The sequence below is a fragment of the Phaeodactylibacter sp. genome, assembly GCF_022763345.1.
In the GTDB taxonomy this organism is placed as follows: domain Bacteria; phylum Bacteroidota; class Bacteroidia; order Chitinophagales; family Saprospiraceae; genus Phaeodactylibacter.
The window spans coordinates 58,669-73,806 of record NZ_JALEGS010000111.1 but is presented as its reverse complement, the minus strand read 5'-3'; the positions used below and the strand labels follow the sequence as shown (position 1 = coordinate 73,806).

General features: G+C 51.2%; 15 protein-coding genes. 6 read left to right on the top strand and 9 right to left on the bottom strand.

Annotated elements, in window-relative coordinates; translation table 11 throughout:
* Positions 1-12: 12 nt before the first annotated feature.
* The 4 genes from MRY86_RS26450 to MRY86_RS26435 form a co-directional block, all read right to left on the bottom strand.
* Entirely contained in the window at positions 13-576 is a 564-nt protein-coding gene (locus MRY86_RS26450) for a DUF4252 domain-containing protein (protein WP_293568162.1), read from the bottom strand.
* Positions 577-650: 74 nt separating this feature from the next.
* Positions 651-1,190: a DUF4252 domain-containing protein gene (locus MRY86_RS26445; RefSeq protein WP_044228547.1), complete on the bottom strand. Its 540-nt coding sequence runs from the start codon at positions 1,188-1,190 to the stop codon at positions 651-653.
* Positions 1,191-1,233: 43 nt separating this feature from the next.
* On the bottom strand, positions 1,234-1,737 hold the full coding sequence (locus tag MRY86_RS26440; protein WP_293568156.1) for a hypothetical protein: 504 nt from the start codon (positions 1,735-1,737) through the stop codon (positions 1,234-1,236).
* Entirely contained in the window at positions 1,722-2,228 is a 507-nt protein-coding gene (locus MRY86_RS26435) for an RNA polymerase sigma factor (protein ID WP_293568154.1), read from the bottom strand. Before MRY86_RS26435 ends, MRY86_RS26440 begins: the two co-directional genes overlap by 16 nt.
* A 304-nt stretch (positions 2,229-2,532) precedes the next feature.
* Here MRY86_RS26435 and MRY86_RS26430 point away from each other — a divergent pair, with 304 nt between their 5' ends.
* The 3 genes from MRY86_RS26430 to MRY86_RS26420 are packed head-to-tail and all read left to right on the top strand — an operon-like array spanning position 2,533 to position 5,888.
* Entirely contained in the window at positions 2,533-4,230 is a 1,698-nt protein-coding gene (locus MRY86_RS26430) for an LptF/LptG family permease (protein WP_293568152.1), read from the top strand.
* The gene (locus MRY86_RS26425) at positions 4,214-4,885 is read left to right on the top strand and encodes a phosphatase PAP2 family protein (protein ID WP_293568150.1); all 672 of its coding nucleotides are present in this window, start codon (positions 4,214-4,216) and stop codon (positions 4,883-4,885) included. Before MRY86_RS26430 ends, MRY86_RS26425 begins: the two co-directional genes overlap by 17 nt.
* A 34-nt stretch (positions 4,886-4,919) precedes the next feature.
* Positions 4,920-5,888, top strand: coding sequence for a GNAT family protein (locus MRY86_RS26420; protein ID WP_293568148.1), 969 nt, complete (start codon positions 4,920-4,922; stop codon positions 5,886-5,888).
* A 47-nt stretch (positions 5,889-5,935) separates the two neighbouring features.
* On the opposite strand, the gene MRY86_RS26415 is transcribed toward MRY86_RS26420, so the two are convergent.
* Positions 5,936-7,486 carry an alanine/glycine:cation symporter family protein gene (locus tag MRY86_RS26415; RefSeq protein ID WP_293568146.1) on the bottom strand — a complete coding sequence of 517 codons (1,551 nt, stop codon included), beginning with the start codon at positions 7,484-7,486 and terminating at the stop codon, positions 5,936-5,938.
* A 307-nt stretch (positions 7,487-7,793) separates the two neighbouring features.
* Here MRY86_RS26415 and MRY86_RS26410 point away from each other — a divergent pair, with 307 nt between their 5' ends.
* Both MRY86_RS26410 and MRY86_RS26405 read left to right on the top strand, forming a co-directional pair.
* The gene (locus MRY86_RS26410; RefSeq protein WP_293568144.1) at positions 7,794-8,345 is read left to right on the top strand and encodes an RNA polymerase sigma-70 factor; all 552 of its coding nucleotides are present in this window, start codon (positions 7,794-7,796) and stop codon (positions 8,343-8,345) included.
* 130 nt (positions 8,346-8,475) lie between these two features.
* Positions 8,476-9,462, top strand: coding sequence for a FecR domain-containing protein (locus MRY86_RS26405; protein ID WP_293568143.1), 987 nt, complete (start codon positions 8,476-8,478; stop codon positions 9,460-9,462).
* A 2-nt stretch (positions 9,463-9,464) separates the two neighbouring features.
* Here MRY86_RS26405 and MRY86_RS26400 read toward each other — a convergent pair whose 3' ends face one another.
* From MRY86_RS26400 to cysC, 4 genes are all read right to left on the bottom strand, one after another.
* On the bottom strand, positions 9,465-10,562 hold the full coding sequence (locus MRY86_RS26400; protein WP_293568141.1) for an OmpA family protein: 1,098 nt from the start codon (positions 10,560-10,562) through the stop codon (positions 9,465-9,467).
* Positions 10,563-10,729: 167 nt separating this feature from the next.
* Positions 10,730-12,019: a sulfate adenylyltransferase subunit CysN gene (gene cysN / locus MRY86_RS26395; protein WP_293568172.1), complete on the bottom strand. Its 1,290-nt coding sequence runs from the start codon at positions 12,017-12,019 to the stop codon at positions 10,730-10,732.
* Positions 12,020-12,027: 8 nt separating this feature from the next.
* Positions 12,028-12,939 carry a sulfate adenylyltransferase subunit CysD gene (gene cysD, locus MRY86_RS26390; protein ID WP_363325444.1) on the bottom strand — a complete coding sequence of 304 codons (912 nt, stop codon included), beginning with the start codon at positions 12,937-12,939 and terminating at the stop codon, positions 12,028-12,030.
* Positions 12,940-12,992: 53 nt separating this feature from the next.
* Positions 12,993-13,598: an adenylyl-sulfate kinase gene (gene cysC, locus MRY86_RS26385; RefSeq protein WP_293568137.1), complete on the bottom strand. Its 606-nt coding sequence runs from the start codon at positions 13,596-13,598 to the stop codon at positions 12,993-12,995.
* A gap of 256 nt (positions 13,599-13,854) precedes the next feature.
* Between cysC and MRY86_RS26380 the strand changes: the two genes are divergently transcribed.
* Positions 13,855-15,024, top strand: coding sequence for a PLP-dependent transferase (locus MRY86_RS26380; RefSeq protein ID WP_293568135.1), 1,170 nt, complete (start codon positions 13,855-13,857; stop codon positions 15,022-15,024).
* Positions 15,025-15,138: the final 114 nt, after the last annotated feature.

Genomic DNA, 15,138 nt, shown 5'->3' with positions numbered 1-15,138 from the left:
AAAATACGGGGGTCAAACCCTTGGGATCGCAGGGGCAGGCTTGGGTTGCTCCGCCTCTTCCTGTTCCCCTTTTTGCTCGCCCATTTTGATGAAGTAATTGATGAGGTCAGAAATCTCCGAGTATTTGATCCGGGACTTCATATCCATAAACACAAAGCCATCTTCATCACGGACCAGGAGCAAGAGGTTTTTAATTTTATTGCGGTTGTCCCGTGCCATGATCCGGACGGAAGAGCCTTCGCTGTCCACCTGCAACAGGTCTTCGTACCCATTGTCCTGAATGTTTTTGACAAAGGCTTTGATCTCGGACTCCGGCAGGGCCGCTCCTTTTTCAGAAGCCAGCATACGGAACTTGCCTATTTTTCGGGCATAGCGCAGGGCAACTTTGGTTTCCTCATCTTTCACACTGTTGTACACAATGCCTCCGCCCAGCCACATGACCCAGCCGGGCAGCTTGAAGTTGACCACTCCGGGCTGCTTTTTGTGGGTTTGGTAAAACTGAGCTGTCGTTTTGGGGCTGCTGCAGGACGTAAATGCAAAAACTGCGGCACAAAAAATAAGAATGGGCAGTCTCATGGCGATCAGGTTTGTGGTGGAGTAAACAGTAATGGCGGGGTACAAGACCCCAACCATTGCTTTGATGAACTAATTTACTGTTTCTGCTCGGCAGGCTCTTCGTTGTCGTCAAACTCATTGATGAGCCTGGAGATTTTCTCCATGTCGATTTTGCCCACAAAGCTCATCAGCACGAATTCTTCCCCACCGCCGACCAGCAGCAGGAGTTCTTCCATGGTCCCTGCGGCATCTTCCTTGACCAGGAAGTCGACGTTTTGCTCGTCGGCATTACGCACGGTCATGAGGATTTCGTATTCGGTGGTGTTGATCTTCTGCTTGGCTTCCTTGTAAAAGCCGGCACCATTCTCCTCTGCGACGAGGATTCGGATGCCCTTGAGGTCGGAGGCCAGGTCAATAATGGCAGCAGTCTCGTTGTCGTCCATTTCCATAGATTCCACATCCAGCTTTCCGAACATGCTCATCAGTTTGGAGCTGATGTAGACCACGGTGAAGCGGTCATCATCGAGGTATTGCTGAAAGTACTTGTCAATGGCATTGGCATTGGAGGTCTGCGCTGAGGCGATGCTGACGATGCCCAGCATCAAGGCGGTAAAAATCCACTTTGAGGTCTTCATGATTTAAGATTTACGGATAAACAATCGGATGAGTAAAGGTTGGTTATTCAAAAAAGCGGCTGATCTCTTTGAGGTTGCGCTCAAAGCCCTGAGCAGCCACGTCAGTTCCCTGATTGAGTTCTAAGGAAGCCCGCTTGAGGGCGCTGCTGGTAATCGCAAACGCCTGTTCGGGGTCTTCCACTTCGTATTTGGACCAGTCTACGCCGGCCACTTCCTGATGCTGCGCGGGCTGAAAGCCTTCGTACATCCAGAAAGCACCGATGGCAAGGGCTACAGCGGCTGCTACCCGCAATACCCATGTTCTGGCAGAAAGGTGCCGGACTTTGGCTTCCTGAGGCTGCAGTTGCGCCAGTAATTTGGCATCAAAGGCATCGCCCAGTTCCTGGGCGGCATTTTGCTCCAGGTACCCAAACAAGGGGCGGTACCCCTTTAGGTCTTCCGGCAGGTCGGTGCGCTGAAAGGCACGCCGAAGTTGAGCTTCTTCTTTAAGGCTGGTTTGCCCTTCGAAATAGCGGTTGAGTAATTGCCGTATCAATTGGTGGTCCATAAGGCGGTTAATTTATTTCGGATGCTCTTTCGAGCTCTGAAAATGTTCGTTTTTACCTGTGCCAGGGGCATTTCCAGGGTATCAGAGATTTCCTGATAGGTAAATCCATCCACATCCCGGAGCTGCATGGCCATTCTTTGGTTTTCGGGCAGTTCCTGCATCAGTTTCTGAATTTGCAGGTAGCTGTCCGAGAGTTCCGCTTGCTGATCGGGCGTATGCGCTGAGCTGCTCAGCCCATAGGCACCATCCAGCCCTTCGTTTTGGTTGAACCGAAGACGGCGCTTGTCGATGGACCGGTTTTTGGTCAGCTGCATGCACCAGGCTTCGATGTTGCGGACTATACCCAGCTGCTGGCGTTGTTCCCAGACTTTGATCAGGGTTTCCTGCACCACATCCTCTGCCTCCTGTGGGTTAGCCGTTATGCGAAGGGCGACCCTGTAGAGTTTATTTTTGATGGGCAGTATGTCTGATTTGAATGTTTCCAGGTTCATTACGCTCTTTCAGTAGTTTGACGGAAAGAAGCTAGACCGTTTTCTCTTTAGGTTTTTGCGATAATCCAACGCAACTTCTAAGTTTTCAAATGCTTATGGAGTGTCGCAAAAACTCAAACGGTCTAACTTCTTTTGTTTCCGTCTCTAAACTGCGTTCACTAAGGTGACGGCAAGGGTTAACGGAAAGTTACAGCCGGGCAATAAAAAATTTAAAGTTAATATAAAGTCAACCTTTGGCACACCATATAGAGTTGTTATGAGACGTTGTACCTTTGCGCAACGCATAAAGTCTATTTGTGAATCTATGAAGATTGTCGACCGCTTACTGATCAAGAGTTTTATCCCGCCATTTATCGTGACATTCATGATTGCGATGTTCGTTTTGGTGATGCAGGTACTTTGGCTGTACATCGACGATATAGCGGGCAAGGGGCTGGGGTTGTTTCTCATCCTGGAGCTGATGGGGTACAAAAGCCTCTCCCTGGTGCCGATGGCCCTGCCGCTGGCGGTATTGATTTCTTCCGTCATGGTGATGGGCAATATGGCAGAGCGTTACGAGCTGTCGAGCTTTAAGTCTGCCGGTGTGTCTCTGGCCCGGATCATGCGGCCTATGATCGGGTTTGGTTTCTTTGCGGTCCTGGCTTCTTTTTTCTGTTCCAACAACCTTATTCCGGTAGCCAACCTAAAATTCGGCTCCAGGATGTACGATATCCAGAAACAAAAGCCTGCACTGCGGCTGGAGGCTGGCATTTTTAATGACGATTTTGACGGATACGCCATCCATATTGGCAACAAGCCAGGCGATGGGAAACGGATAGAAGACGTACTCATCTACGACCACACTGATGCCAACAAAGGCAAGCTGTCTCAGATTATAGCCAGTGAGGGGGAAATGTACGCCACTGAGGATGGGAGCTACTTCATGATGAACCTGCACAACGGGCATCAATATATGGAAGGGGATCCATCGGGGTCAGCCAACAGCCGGTCCTACCCATTTGTACGCACCAATTTCAAAAGCTGGTACAAGGTCTTCGATCTGAGCGAATTTAACCTCAACCGGACTAATGAGGACCTTTTCAAGTCTAACCGTAGTATGTTGACGAGCGGTCAGCTGGCCGATGCGGTAGACTCTCTGGAGCAAAAAATTCGGCGCCGGGAAGTGGGTATCTCCAATCAGTTTAGTTCCTATTTTGATGTACTGGAGCTGGACAGCACCTTCCTGGATAATCCGGATGAAGAAGATAAGCTTGCCGCAGCGGAAGCCGAGCGCATCAGAGCCGAAGAGGAAAAGCTGGAGGCCAAAGCGAGCGAAGCTGCAGAAGAACAAACGGAGGCTGTCGATTCCATTAAGGCTGAGGCTCCAGCCGAAAACCCTGAAGCCGACAGCAAACAGCCGGCATTCAAACCCGATGAAAAAATCAACCGCAAACCCATCAAGTCCTTCGAAGGGCGCCCCATCAAGCAGGTGATTGAGAAGCCAGTCGAAGAGTATGAGAGCATCCTGATGTTGTTCACGGAAGCTGAGCGCCTCAGGCTGGTCAATAAGTCGAAGTCCTTTATCCGCAGTATTCAGGCGCATGCCGAATCGGCCACCCGCTCCATCGACCGGCTGCAGGAAAGCCGGGTCAAGCACATCTATGAGCTGCATACCAAATACAGTATGGCGCTGGTTTGCTTCATCTTTGTATTCATTGGTGCACCGATGGGCGCGATTGTACGCAAAGGCGGTTTTGGGTACCCCATCCTGATCTCGATCATCTTTTTCATGATCTTCATCGTACTGACGATTTTCTGCCGGAAAATTGCCGAGTCTTTCGTGCTGCCCGCTGCGATTGCGGCCTGGGTGCCCTGTACGGTGCTGTTCCCCATCGGGGTTTTGCTGACCCGCAAGGCGATGAATGACAGTAAACTGGTCAACATCGATCAGTACGCAAATTTCTTCAAAGCCATCATCAACTTATTCAAAAAACGAAAAGCCGAACATGACCCCGCTGTCTGATTTATGGCGATTGAACCGCTGGTTTTTTTCCGGTATGGTTCAATTTCTTTTATTTGGAGCTGTCTTGCTATTCCTGATGGAAACTGGCGCCTTTGTGTGGTTTTTCAGCAGGCACCGCAGTGGGTTGCTGGACTTGCTGTTTGTGAACGGGACTAAGCTTGGAGAGCCCATTGGTTTTATTCTGGCCGGATTGGTGCTTCTGTTTATTAAGTTCCGGCACGCGATTACTCTTCCGTTTCTGGGTTTCAGTGTATCTGCTATTTCTTATGCCTCCAAATCGTTTTTTGCGCATGACCGCCCCTTCGCCTATTTTGAGAAGCTGGGCATTGCCGGGCAGCTCAACCTAGTGGAAGGCATCAAAGTGCACTCCGGCGCCACCAGTTTCCCAAGTGGGCATACGATGGCAGGCTTCGCTCTTTTTGCCTTCATGGCTTTCTGTATGCCGAACAAAAAGACCACCGGCGCTTTATGCTTTCTGCTGGCGCTTATTGTAGGTTTGTCCCGTATTTACCTTACCCAGCACTTTTTCAAAGACGTTTATCTGGGCGCATTCATGGGCGTTATCATCGCCATGTTTTGGTACTATATACAATACCTCCCAAAGATGGGCTGGCTGGATAAAAGCCTTAAAATACCCCGGCGGGGAACTTCCTAATTCTGGTAAGGGTTCTTTCGAAAACCAATAACGCATGCCTGATCTGAATTTGCCCACATTGGATACCGGGCGGCTCTTGCTTCGTACGCTCAATCCGGCACCCTTTAAGGCGCTGACTTCCAAGTTAAATGACGAGACGCTGAGGGCTGCCCTGAATTGCCCCACGCCAGAAATGTACACTGGCGTTAAAGAGCGCTTCCTGACCTATGGCCTGGACTGTCCGCGCCTGGGGATGCACAACTGGTTGTTGTACCGTAAAGATACCGGGAAGCTAATCGGTGATTTTTCCTATCACATTATTTTCAGACGGCACCGCCGGGCGGAAATTGGCTACAGTCTGTACGACACGGAGGACTGGGGGCAGGGCTTTATGCAGGAGCTTTTACCAGTAGCGTTGAAGTTTGGATTTGAAGAACTCGGACTGGAGCGTATCGAAGCCCTCACTGCGGTTGACAACTGGGCTTCCATGAGCCTGTTGCGTAAGTTCGGGTTCCGTAGAGAAGGCTATGCCCGGCGGCATTACCGGTTTGAGGGAAAGAATACGGATTCCTTCAGCTTCTCGCTTTTGCCGGAGGATTTTAAGCCAGAACCAGCCCTGTCACCCGTTGAAAAGTTAGTCTGTGGCTTTGAGCGGCAGGCCATACCGGAAGCAGGCTGGACGCATGAGGCGCATTTGAAAGTGGCGCTCTGGTACGTGTTCCACAAAGGAGAAGATGAGGCCCTTTGCCGGATGCGAAATGGCATTATCGCCTACAATCTCTACCTTGGGCACCAAAACACGCCCGAAGCGGGCTACCACGAAACACTGACTGTCTTCTGGATTGCCGTTTTGAAACAGTTTCTGGAGGAGCATCCACATCTAAATTACGAGGAAGCTTTAAGGGCGCTGCTGCAGTCCCCTCAGTCGGCATCCGGTTATCCCAAATCCTTCTATAGCGAAAATCTGCTGCAATCGGTTCGGGCAAGGTCAAGATGGGTGGCGCCTGATTTACAGCCGCTCTAAAGCAAAAGAGCGCATCAGCTATTAAAACTGATGCGCCCTATGCTATCTTACTTTGTAGCCGCTATTTCTCCGGACTTAATCCGTCTCATGTAGTCCTTGTAGGCCCGCATCACATTGGGCATGAGTACGTAAAGCCCCATCACATTAGGGAAGCACATCGCGAAGATCATCGCATCGCCAAAGTCGAAAACACTTTTGGCAGAGATGGCAGAACCAATCACAACAAAGGCACAGAAGATCGCTTTGTAAATCAACTCATTGGTTTTGTTTTCACCGAAGAGGTAGGTCCACGCCTTCAGGCCATAGTACGACCAGCTGATCATCGTAGACAAGGCAAAAAGAATAACCGCAACGGAAAGGATAGGTGGGAACCAAGCCATCACTGTTTCAAAGGCAGAAGAAGTGAGGGTGATGCCGTCCAGGTCGCCATTTTGGTCGCTCAGGAAAGCCTGCTCTGCGCCAATGCCGCCATAGTTGGTGATAACAATAACTAAAGCCGTCATCGTACAAATCACAACGGTGTCAATAAAAGGCTCAAGAAGCGCTACAACACCTTCTGAGATCGGCTCATCAGTACGCACCGCAGAGTGAGCGATAGATGCAGAGCCCACACCTGCCTCATTCGAAAATGCCGCCCGCCGGAAGCCCTGTATCAGGACACCGATGAAGCCGCCGTAGAGGGCATCTGCGTTGAAGGCACCACCAATGATTTCTCCAAAAGCGGCGGGGATGTCAGCATAGTGGTAGACCAAAACAACGACTGCGCCCAGCACATAAATGCCCACCATAAACGGGACAATTTTGTCGGTTACCCGGGCGATGGACTTAATGCCACCGATGATGATAATGGCTACAATGACAGCCATAACCGCGCCGAACATCCAGGAGCTGTCCGCAATAAAGCTCTCCTTTCCGCCAGTTACGTCTATGAATTGCTGTGCGGCCTGATTGACCTGCACCATATTGCCACCACCGAATGAACCACCAATACAGGCGATCGCAAAAAGCACAGCCAGTATTTTTCCGATGACGCCCATTGTAGCCCCTTTTTCCTTAAAACCTTTATCGAGGTAGTACATCGGGCCACCGGAGACAGAGCCATCCACATTATAATTTCGGTACATTACACCAAGAGAGCATTCCACGAACTTGGAGGTCATCCCAAATATACCGGCCACGATCATCCAAAAGGTGGCACCAGGCCCGCCTACAGATACTGCGATGGCTACCCCGGCAATATTTCCGATCCCAACTGTACCCGAAAGGGCAGCGGTAAGTGCCTGGAAGTGAGAAACTTCCCCTGCATCATTTGGATCGTCGTACTTACCGCGTACCACGTTGATGGCGTGACCAAAAGCCCTGATATTCACAAAGCCAGTATAAATCGTAAAAATGAGTGCGCCAGCAATGAGCCAGACCAATACAAAAGGTATAGTAAAGCCCGCTACCGTAATGGGGACGAATACGACGCTCTCCACCACCTGGGTGAGCGGCTCCATTATGGAGTTGATTTTGTCGTCAATAGTTGAGCCACCATCTTGCGCCCAGATTGCAAAAGGGGCAAAAAGGCTAAGGATAAAAAAGAGAAGTTTCTTCATGGTTGTGAGTGATTTGCCTTTGCCGGAGAGCCATTTTGTTCAGGGCCAGCTCAGGCATCTTGCTTGCAGGTGTAAAGTTTGGTTTAAAGTCGTTATCGGTATCTACAAGAAGTTTTTTGAAGCACTTAGTTAAATAATGCCGACTAAGGTATTCGATTATTTTTACTTATTCAAAAGATCAAGCTGAATATTTGGTAGTGCTCAAACCAGTGTACGCTATGTTCTGAGGATGTATTATATTGTGGATAGGAATCAGTCAGTAGCTTTGCAGCTGTGCTGGCCTACTATGTTAAAAGCACCAACTAAATTGCAACAGCAACGGACAGATCAGGAATTACTGGATTTGCTGAATCAGGGGGATGAGAGCGGCATTGAGCTGATTTTCAGGCAGTACTACGCCTATGTTTGCAAGGCGGTGTATAAAATCATTCCGGATAGCAATCTCGTAGAAGACCTGGCGCAGGATGTGTTTTATGAACTTTGGCGGAAGCGGGGCCGCATCCAGGTTGCCTCATCGCTAAAGGGCTATTTACGGCGTGCAGCTGTGAACAAAGCGCTTAATTTCGTCCGCGATCAGCGCATAAAATTCACGGAGGAAGAGCAGGCGCCTGTACAGAAAAGTACAGAAGCTACGGCTCCTGAGCTAATGGCTGCTGAGCACCTGCAGTCGAGAATAGATGCCGCGATTGATGCACTGCCCGAACGGTGCCGTATCGTTTTCGTACTCAGTAGGTTCGAAGATATGAGCTACCGGGAAATTGCTGAACAACTGGAGATATCGCCCAAGACCGTCGAAAATCAGATGGCAAAGGCATTGAAACTGCTCCGGGAAATGCTGGAGGTCGACCGAAAGAAGTAAGCTGCAATCCCTTTAGAATATGACGTTTGGGCGGGCAGATGACATTTTGAGCATTATTCGAAAAAAGGAAAATAATAGATAGGGGAGGCCGGTTATGCCTGTGTCCTATTGACGAATGAATCAAATGAGAATGAAATTATCACGATATATATCATTGTTTCACCGGCAGCGAACCGGTCAGTTGCGGCCGGAAGAGGAAGAGGCCTTTCGCAGTCAGCAGGACCCCGGGCTGCATCGGGAACTCGAAGAGCTGTGGTCAGAAAGTCGGTCTTACAAGTCTGGCTACGAGCCGGATGTGGACAAGGGGTTCTCCCGCCTGAAGTTCCGCATGGATGCCGACCGGGCCAGGGAAGCCCAAACCGTAGAGCTGAAGTCAACGTCCCGGAAATGGATGAGCATCGCCGCAGCAATCGCGCTCGTCATGGCGCTGGGGACGATCTGGCTCGTTAACCGTGGGCAAGGAGCTTCCGGCATGGTTTTTACGACCGGTCCGGCTGAACAATTGGAAGTCACCCTTCCCGATGCCTCTGTTGTTTATCTCAATGAGGATTCTTACCTGAGCTTTGATGTTGCTGATGGCAAAAGACAAGTTTCCCTCACCGGTGAGGCTTACTTCAAAGTAGCACCTGACCCCGGGCGTCCGTTCGTGATTCAATCTAACGGAGTGCGTACGACCGTTTTGGGTACCGCATTCAACCTCCGGGCTTATCCGGAAGAACCCACTGTTGAAGTGGAAGTGACAGAGGGCCTGGTGCGTATGGAAAATGCTCAGGTCGGCCAGCAGGTCGAACTCAAGCCGAAGGAGCGCGGTGTTTTTAAGGCTGACGAGCAAAAGCTGGTCAAGAAGCCTGCTCCCGAACTCAATGCACAGGGGTGGCATAGCCAGCAAATGGTTTTTCGTGATGCAGCATTGGGCAATGCGCTGCAGGAAATTGGCCGGTATTACAAAGTCGAATTCAAATTGGCCAATAAAGACTTGCAATCTTGTGCACTCTCTACAGAAATTGAAGGAGACCCTTTGCCTGATTTTCTGCAAGTGCTGGAGACCATCTACGGGCTCAATGTAGAGCAGGTTGGTGCATCCACTTACCAGCTAAACGGCGGGCGGTGCCGGTAAGGCTAAGCTATAGGTTCAAGTAACCTAAGCTCGACCCGGCGGTTGCGTAGCCTGCCGCTTTGTGTGTCGTTGGAATTGCGGGGGTATTTTTCGCCCATGCCCCGGGAATTGAGCCGTTTTGGCGAGATGCCCTTTTGTTTCAGGTATTCCGCCACCGCTCTCGATCGTTTTTCTGATAAAGACAAGTTGGTTGCCGCGGCGCCCACATTATCGGTGTGCCCGATGATGTCCAGCTGCATGTCCGGATGGGCTTTCATAATCCGGGCCAGTTCATCCAGCTCTTGCCGGGACGCCGGCGTCAGTTGCGCTCCACCGGACTGAAACTGAATGTGGTCCAGGGTGATAAAGTGGCCGCGCATCAGTTCCTTTAGCTTTTGACCCTGCAGTTCCAGCGTAGGCAATTCCTCCACCAGCTCAAATTCCAGCTTTTCAAAGCAGACGGCTTGCCGGTTGTTGTAATTGCCGGTGGCGGAGGTCACCCCCCAGTACACCTTTTCTTTGCCTCTGAAGATCGTCCTGACCAGGTCACGCTTTAGCGAAATTACTTCTTTGCCGTCGATACGGACACTCAAAGTCTGAGTGTTTGCTGCCCAGTTGATGTTTAGGTCATGCTCCCGGCAGTCTTCAATATTGGAAATCCACTTAGGCCCTGCCAGGTTGAAGCCGTGGTTGACACTGCCGTCTCTGAGGATGGCTACATGATCCTGCCAGGGGTCGCCCAGATGCTCGTTTTGCCAAGTGTCAATTTCGATACCAATTGCTGGGTTCAGCCCCGCAAAGCCCATCCCTTCCCCCCGGTAGCCGGTCCGCTCGGCGTAAGGGTGGAAAACGAAAACCATCCCATCCGCTCCGTCGCGGTCCTTACACCCGAGCATAACCCTCAACTGCATGTCAAAGGAAGACTTAAGGCTGATGGCTTTCTTGTACCAAATCGATCCGGAGGACCACTGATAATCGGGGGTGAGGGTAATGCAATTGCCGCCCGATTGGCGGGCATCGCCGTCAAGCCTGAAATCTGTAATTTGGGGAGTCTGAGCGCGCAACAGAAAAATGGGGCTAAATACAAAGAACAGGAAAGTATAAAGGGCAAGGTGTTTCATAGCTATCGGGTTTTGCGAAAACGAATATGTTGTCAAAACGCGAGATTGCCTGCTTTGGTTTCTCAAAGCCCGATTTTAGCAGGGGATGCTTCCGGGGCATAAAAAAGCCGCCTGTCTGAAGGTCAGGTTCAGACAGGCGGCAGAAGGGAAGCGCAAATACTTTAGGCTTAAATAATCATGCCCGCGCCTACGGTCTCATTCGTCCCCTCATCTACGAAGATCACGCTGCCGGTAATGCGGTTTTTACGGTAGGCATCGTAGTACAGCGGCTTAGTAGTCCGTATCACCACACGTGCGATGTCATTCATGCCGATGGTCTTGTCTTCTTCGTTGCGGTGTAGGGTGTTAATGTCCAGTTTGTACCGTATCTCCTTGACGATACAGCGCACCTCTTTGGTGGTATGAAGTACGGCATATTTACCCCGGGGTTGCAGCGGACGGTCCGAGAACCAGCAAACCATGATTTCCAGGTCCTGCTCTACCTCAGGGTGGTTGTTTTCCCGCACAATCATGTCGCCCCGGCTTAGGTCGAGGTCATCCTCCAGCAGGAGGGTCACCGACATCGGTGGGTACGCCTCGTCGACTTCCCCGTCAAAGGTGTCAATCTTTTTGATTTTGCTGGTGAATCCGGAAGGCAGCAGCATTACATCATCTCCTTTTTTGAAGATGCCACCGGCGATGCGTCCGGCATAGCCCCGGTAGTCGTGGTAGTCATCAGAGTTGGGACGCACCACATACTGTACCGGGAAGCGGCAGTCAATGAAGTTGTGGTCGCTGCCAATGTGTACGTTCTCCAGGTAGTAAAGCAGGGTAGAGCCATCGTACCAGGGGGTGCTTTCCGACTTGGTCACCACGTTATCGCCCTTCAGCGCAGAAATTGGGATAAAGTGGACGTCATTGACATTCAGTTTGTAGGAAAACTCCTCAAAGTCCTGTTTGATCTTTTCGTAAGTCTCCTCCGAATAGTCGACGAGGTCCATCTTATTGATACACACGACAAGGTGCGGAATTTGCAGCAGGGATGCGATAAAGGCATGCCGGCGGGTTTGTTCCAGTACGCCCCGGCGGGCATCAATGAGGATGAGTGCGACGTTGGCTGTAGATGCCCCGGTGACCATATTCCGGGTATACTGAATGTGGCCCGGCGTATCAGCGATGATGAATTTGCGCTTGGGTGTTGAGAAGTAGCGATAGGCCACATCTATGGTAATGCCCTGTTCGCGTTCGGCTTTCAGGCCGTCGGTGAGAAGCGCCAGGTTAACGCCTTCTTCCCCCCGTCGTTCGCTGCTCTCGCGCACGGCATCGTACTGATCCTCAAAAATTGACTTGCTATCGTACAGCAGCCGCCCGATAAGGGTGGACTTGCCATCATCTACACTGCCCGCTGTGGTGAACCGGAGCAGCTCCATATTATCGTAATTTTCCATTTTGCTTTTGTTTTTCCTTGATTGATCGATTGGGGAGTCTAGAAGTAGCCTTGTTTCTTTCGGTCCTCCATGGCAGTTTCAGAGCGCTTATCGTCTGTACGGCCGCCCCGCTCTGTTTTACGGGCAATGGAGACCTCCTTGATGATATCCTCAATGGTTTTGGCCTCAGATTCCCATACACCGGTGCAGGTCATGTCGCCAATAGTACGGCAGCGTACCATGCGGGTTTCCACTGCGGCTGCTTCTTCAGGCCGCTTGTGGATGTATTCGCAATCTGCAAGCAGTGTGCCTTCCCGGGCAAAAACGGGGCGCTCGTGGGCAAAGTAAAGGCTCGGCAGTTCTACTTCTTCCATTGCCAGGTACATCCACACATCGAGCTCCGTCCAGTTGCTGATAGGGAAGACGCGGAAGTGCTCCCCGTAGTTTTTCTTGCCGTTGAACAGGTTCCAGAGCTCCGGGCGCTGATTTTTGGGGTCCCATTGCCCAAATTCATCGCGGTGGGAGAAGAAGCGCTCCTTGGCACGGGCTTTCTCTTCGTCCCGGCGGGCACCGCCCAGTGCAGCATCGAATTTGCCTTTTTCCAGCTCTTCGAGCAATACATGCGTTTGCAGGTAGTTGCGGCTGGCGTTGTACCCTTTCTCCTCCACAATAGCACCGCTGTCGATGGCCTCCTGTACAGAACCAACAATCAGGCGGGTGCCGGTTTCCCGGACCAGTTTGTCCCGGTATTCAATGGTTTCCGGGAAATTGTGCCCGGTATCTACGTGCAATAGCGGAAAAGGAATATTGGCTGGAAAGAAAGCCTTGCGGGCCAGGTGTACCATAAGGATGGAGTCCTTGCCTCCGGAAAACATCAGCACTGGCCGCTCAAACTGAGCCGCGACTTCGCGCATGATGAAGATGGATTCTGATTCCAGCTCTTTGAGGTGATTGAGATGATAACTCATAATGTAAAGGTTATTCGCAATGATTGATCAGTGCTCCGGTTGCAGAGCGCCTGCGGTTATGCTTTAGGTAATTCAATATGTGGTTTCAGGAATTGGAAGACGGCCTCTACGCTCTCTTCCAGCGACTGCTTGTCGGTTTTGATTTCCAGCGCAGGGTGGGGCGGTGGCTCATAGGGGGCATCAATGCCAGTGAAGCCTTTAATCTGGCCGGCTCTTGCTTTTTCATAAAGCCCTTTGACATCCCTGGATTCGCAGACTTCCAATGGTGCATTGATGTAAATTTCGAGGAAGTCTTCGTGCCCGATAATCTGCCGGGCCATGTCTCGTATTTCCACCGTTGGGCTGATGAAGGAATTCAGCGTGATAATGCCGCTGTCGAGGTACAGCCGGGCGATTTCCGCAATGCGGCGGATATTTTCCTGCCGGTCTTCCAGGCTGAAACTGAGGTTGTTATTAATGCCGCTGCGGATGTTGTCGCCATCGAGCACCTGCGCAAAGAAACCATTATTATAAAGGTAGCGTTCCAAATGCTGAGCAATCGTGCTTTTGCCCGAGCCGGACAAGCCGGTAAGCCACAGGACTTTACTCCGTTGGCCAAGCCTTCGCTCCCGGTCGCTGCGCTGTAGCAGCCGGTCGAAAATAGGGTGGATGTGTTCTGTCAAAACGGGTTCTTTTTGTGCCCGGGATAGCCACCGTAAAGGTGTTGTCTGGAATTGGCGAGTGCTTGTCAGTCTTTTGCTGATGTTGGCTGCCCCGGAATACGTTTAATAATTGACACACAAATGAATCGCAAAGAAATAGGTTTTTTGCTATTTGCCCAAACCTTTGCCTACTTGTGTCCGCCGCCCTCGCTTTTGCCGGTGCAAATTTGATAAATTATTTTTACTCTATAGATTTTATAGGAATTTAAAATCGCTTATGTCCTCTAACCATTTTGAAACCAACGCCATTCGCGGGCAGATGAAGCGCACCGAGCAACGAGAGCACAGTGCACCGCTTTTTATGACTTCCAGCTTTGTTTTCCCAGGCCCTGAACAGATGGAGCTGGCTTTTCAGGGCAGTGCTGATGACAACATCTACAGCCGCTACAGCAATCCCAATACAGACGAACTGATTCAAAAGGTCTGTTCGATGGAAGGCGCCGAAGATGGCTTTGCGCTGGCTTCCGGTATGTCGGCAGTATTCGCAAGCATGGCCGCCTTTTTAAAGGCCGGCGATCATGTGCTGGCTTCGAGGGCGGTATTCGGCTCCACCCATCAAATTTTAACTGAGCTCTTGCCGCGTTGGGGCATCACGCATTCTTACGTAGACCCGCTTGATGTGGGCAGCTGGGCGGCGCATCTGCAACCTTCCACTAAGATGCTGGTCCTGGAGACACCTTCCAACCCTGGTCTTCAGCTGATAGACCTTGAGGCAGCGGGCGATTTCGCGAAAGCGCATGGGCTTGTTTTCAACGTAGACAACTGCTTCGCCACGCCTTATTTGCAGCAGCCCGGCCGGTACGGTGCAGGCCTCATCGTGCATTCTGCCACCAAGTGGATGGACGGGCAGGGGAGAGTCCTTGGCGGTATCGTCGTGGGCAAGGCAGACCTTATCGAAGAACTGCGGTTTTTCTGCCGGCATACGGGGCCGGCTATGTCCCCTTTCAATGCCTGGGTGCTGTCGAAAAGCCTGGAAACCCTAAGTGTACGCATGGACCGGCATTGCGCCAACGCCCTTGAAATAGCCAAATGGCTGGAAGCACGCCCGGAAGTGGAACGGGTGCACTATCCGCACCTGGAAAGCCATCCACAGTATGCGCTGGCTAAAAAGCAAATGAAGCATGGTGGTGGTATCGTCGCATTTGATCTGAAGGGAGGACTGGAATCCGGGCGGCAGTTTTTAAGCCATATTCAGATGTGCTCTTTGTCTTCAAACCTGGGGGATACGCGCACCATTGTCACCCACCCGGCTACCACGACCCACTCGAAACTTTCAGAGGCTGATCAGACGGCGGTGGGCATAGGGCCGGGCATGATCCGGGTATCTGTGGGGTTGGAGCATGTGGAGGATATCCGGCAAGACCTGGCACAGGCACTGGAAGCGTAGCTTTTGGCCTACTTTTTTTTCGATTGGGCAATAGTTCGCCCATGGCACTCGTTAATGCCGTGTTTAGTAAGTGACGCCCAGCATGGCTTTGCGTCTCAAACCTGACACTTCTAA

Excerpts from the sequence above, each read along its gene's own strand:
- MRY86_RS26450 (WP_293568162.1), bottom strand. The coding sequence starts at position 576 with ATGAGACTGCCCATTCTTATTTTTTGTGCCGCAGTTTTTGCATTTACG.
- MRY86_RS26445 (WP_044228547.1), bottom strand. The coding sequence starts at position 1,190 with ATGAAGACCTCAAAGTGGATTTTTACCGCCTTGATGCTGGGCATCGTC.
- MRY86_RS26440 (WP_293568156.1), bottom strand. The coding sequence starts at position 1,737 with ATGGACCACCAATTGATACGGCAATTACTCAACCGCTATTTCGAAGGG.
- MRY86_RS26435 (WP_293568154.1), bottom strand. The coding sequence starts at position 2,228 with ATGAACCTGGAAACATTCAAATCAGACATACTGCCCATCAAAAATAAA.
- MRY86_RS26430 (WP_293568152.1), top strand. The coding sequence starts at position 2,533 with ATGAAGATTGTCGACCGCTTACTGATCAAGAGTTTTATCCCGCCATTT.
- MRY86_RS26425 (WP_293568150.1), top strand. The coding sequence starts at position 4,214 with ATGACCCCGCTGTCTGATTTATGGCGATTGAACCGCTGGTTTTTTTCC.
- MRY86_RS26420 (WP_293568148.1), top strand. The coding sequence starts at position 4,920 with ATGCCTGATCTGAATTTGCCCACATTGGATACCGGGCGGCTCTTGCTT.
- MRY86_RS26415 (WP_293568146.1), bottom strand. The coding sequence starts at position 7,486 with ATGAAGAAACTTCTCTTTTTTATCCTTAGCCTTTTTGCCCCTTTTGCA.
- MRY86_RS26405 (WP_293568143.1), top strand. The coding sequence starts at position 8,476 with ATGAAATTATCACGATATATATCATTGTTTCACCGGCAGCGAACCGGT.
- MRY86_RS26400 (WP_293568141.1), bottom strand. The coding sequence starts at position 10,562 with ATGAAACACCTTGCCCTTTATACTTTCCTGTTCTTTGTATTTAGCCCC.
- MRY86_RS26380 (WP_293568135.1), top strand. The coding sequence starts at position 13,855 with ATGTCCTCTAACCATTTTGAAACCAACGCCATTCGCGGGCAGATGAAG.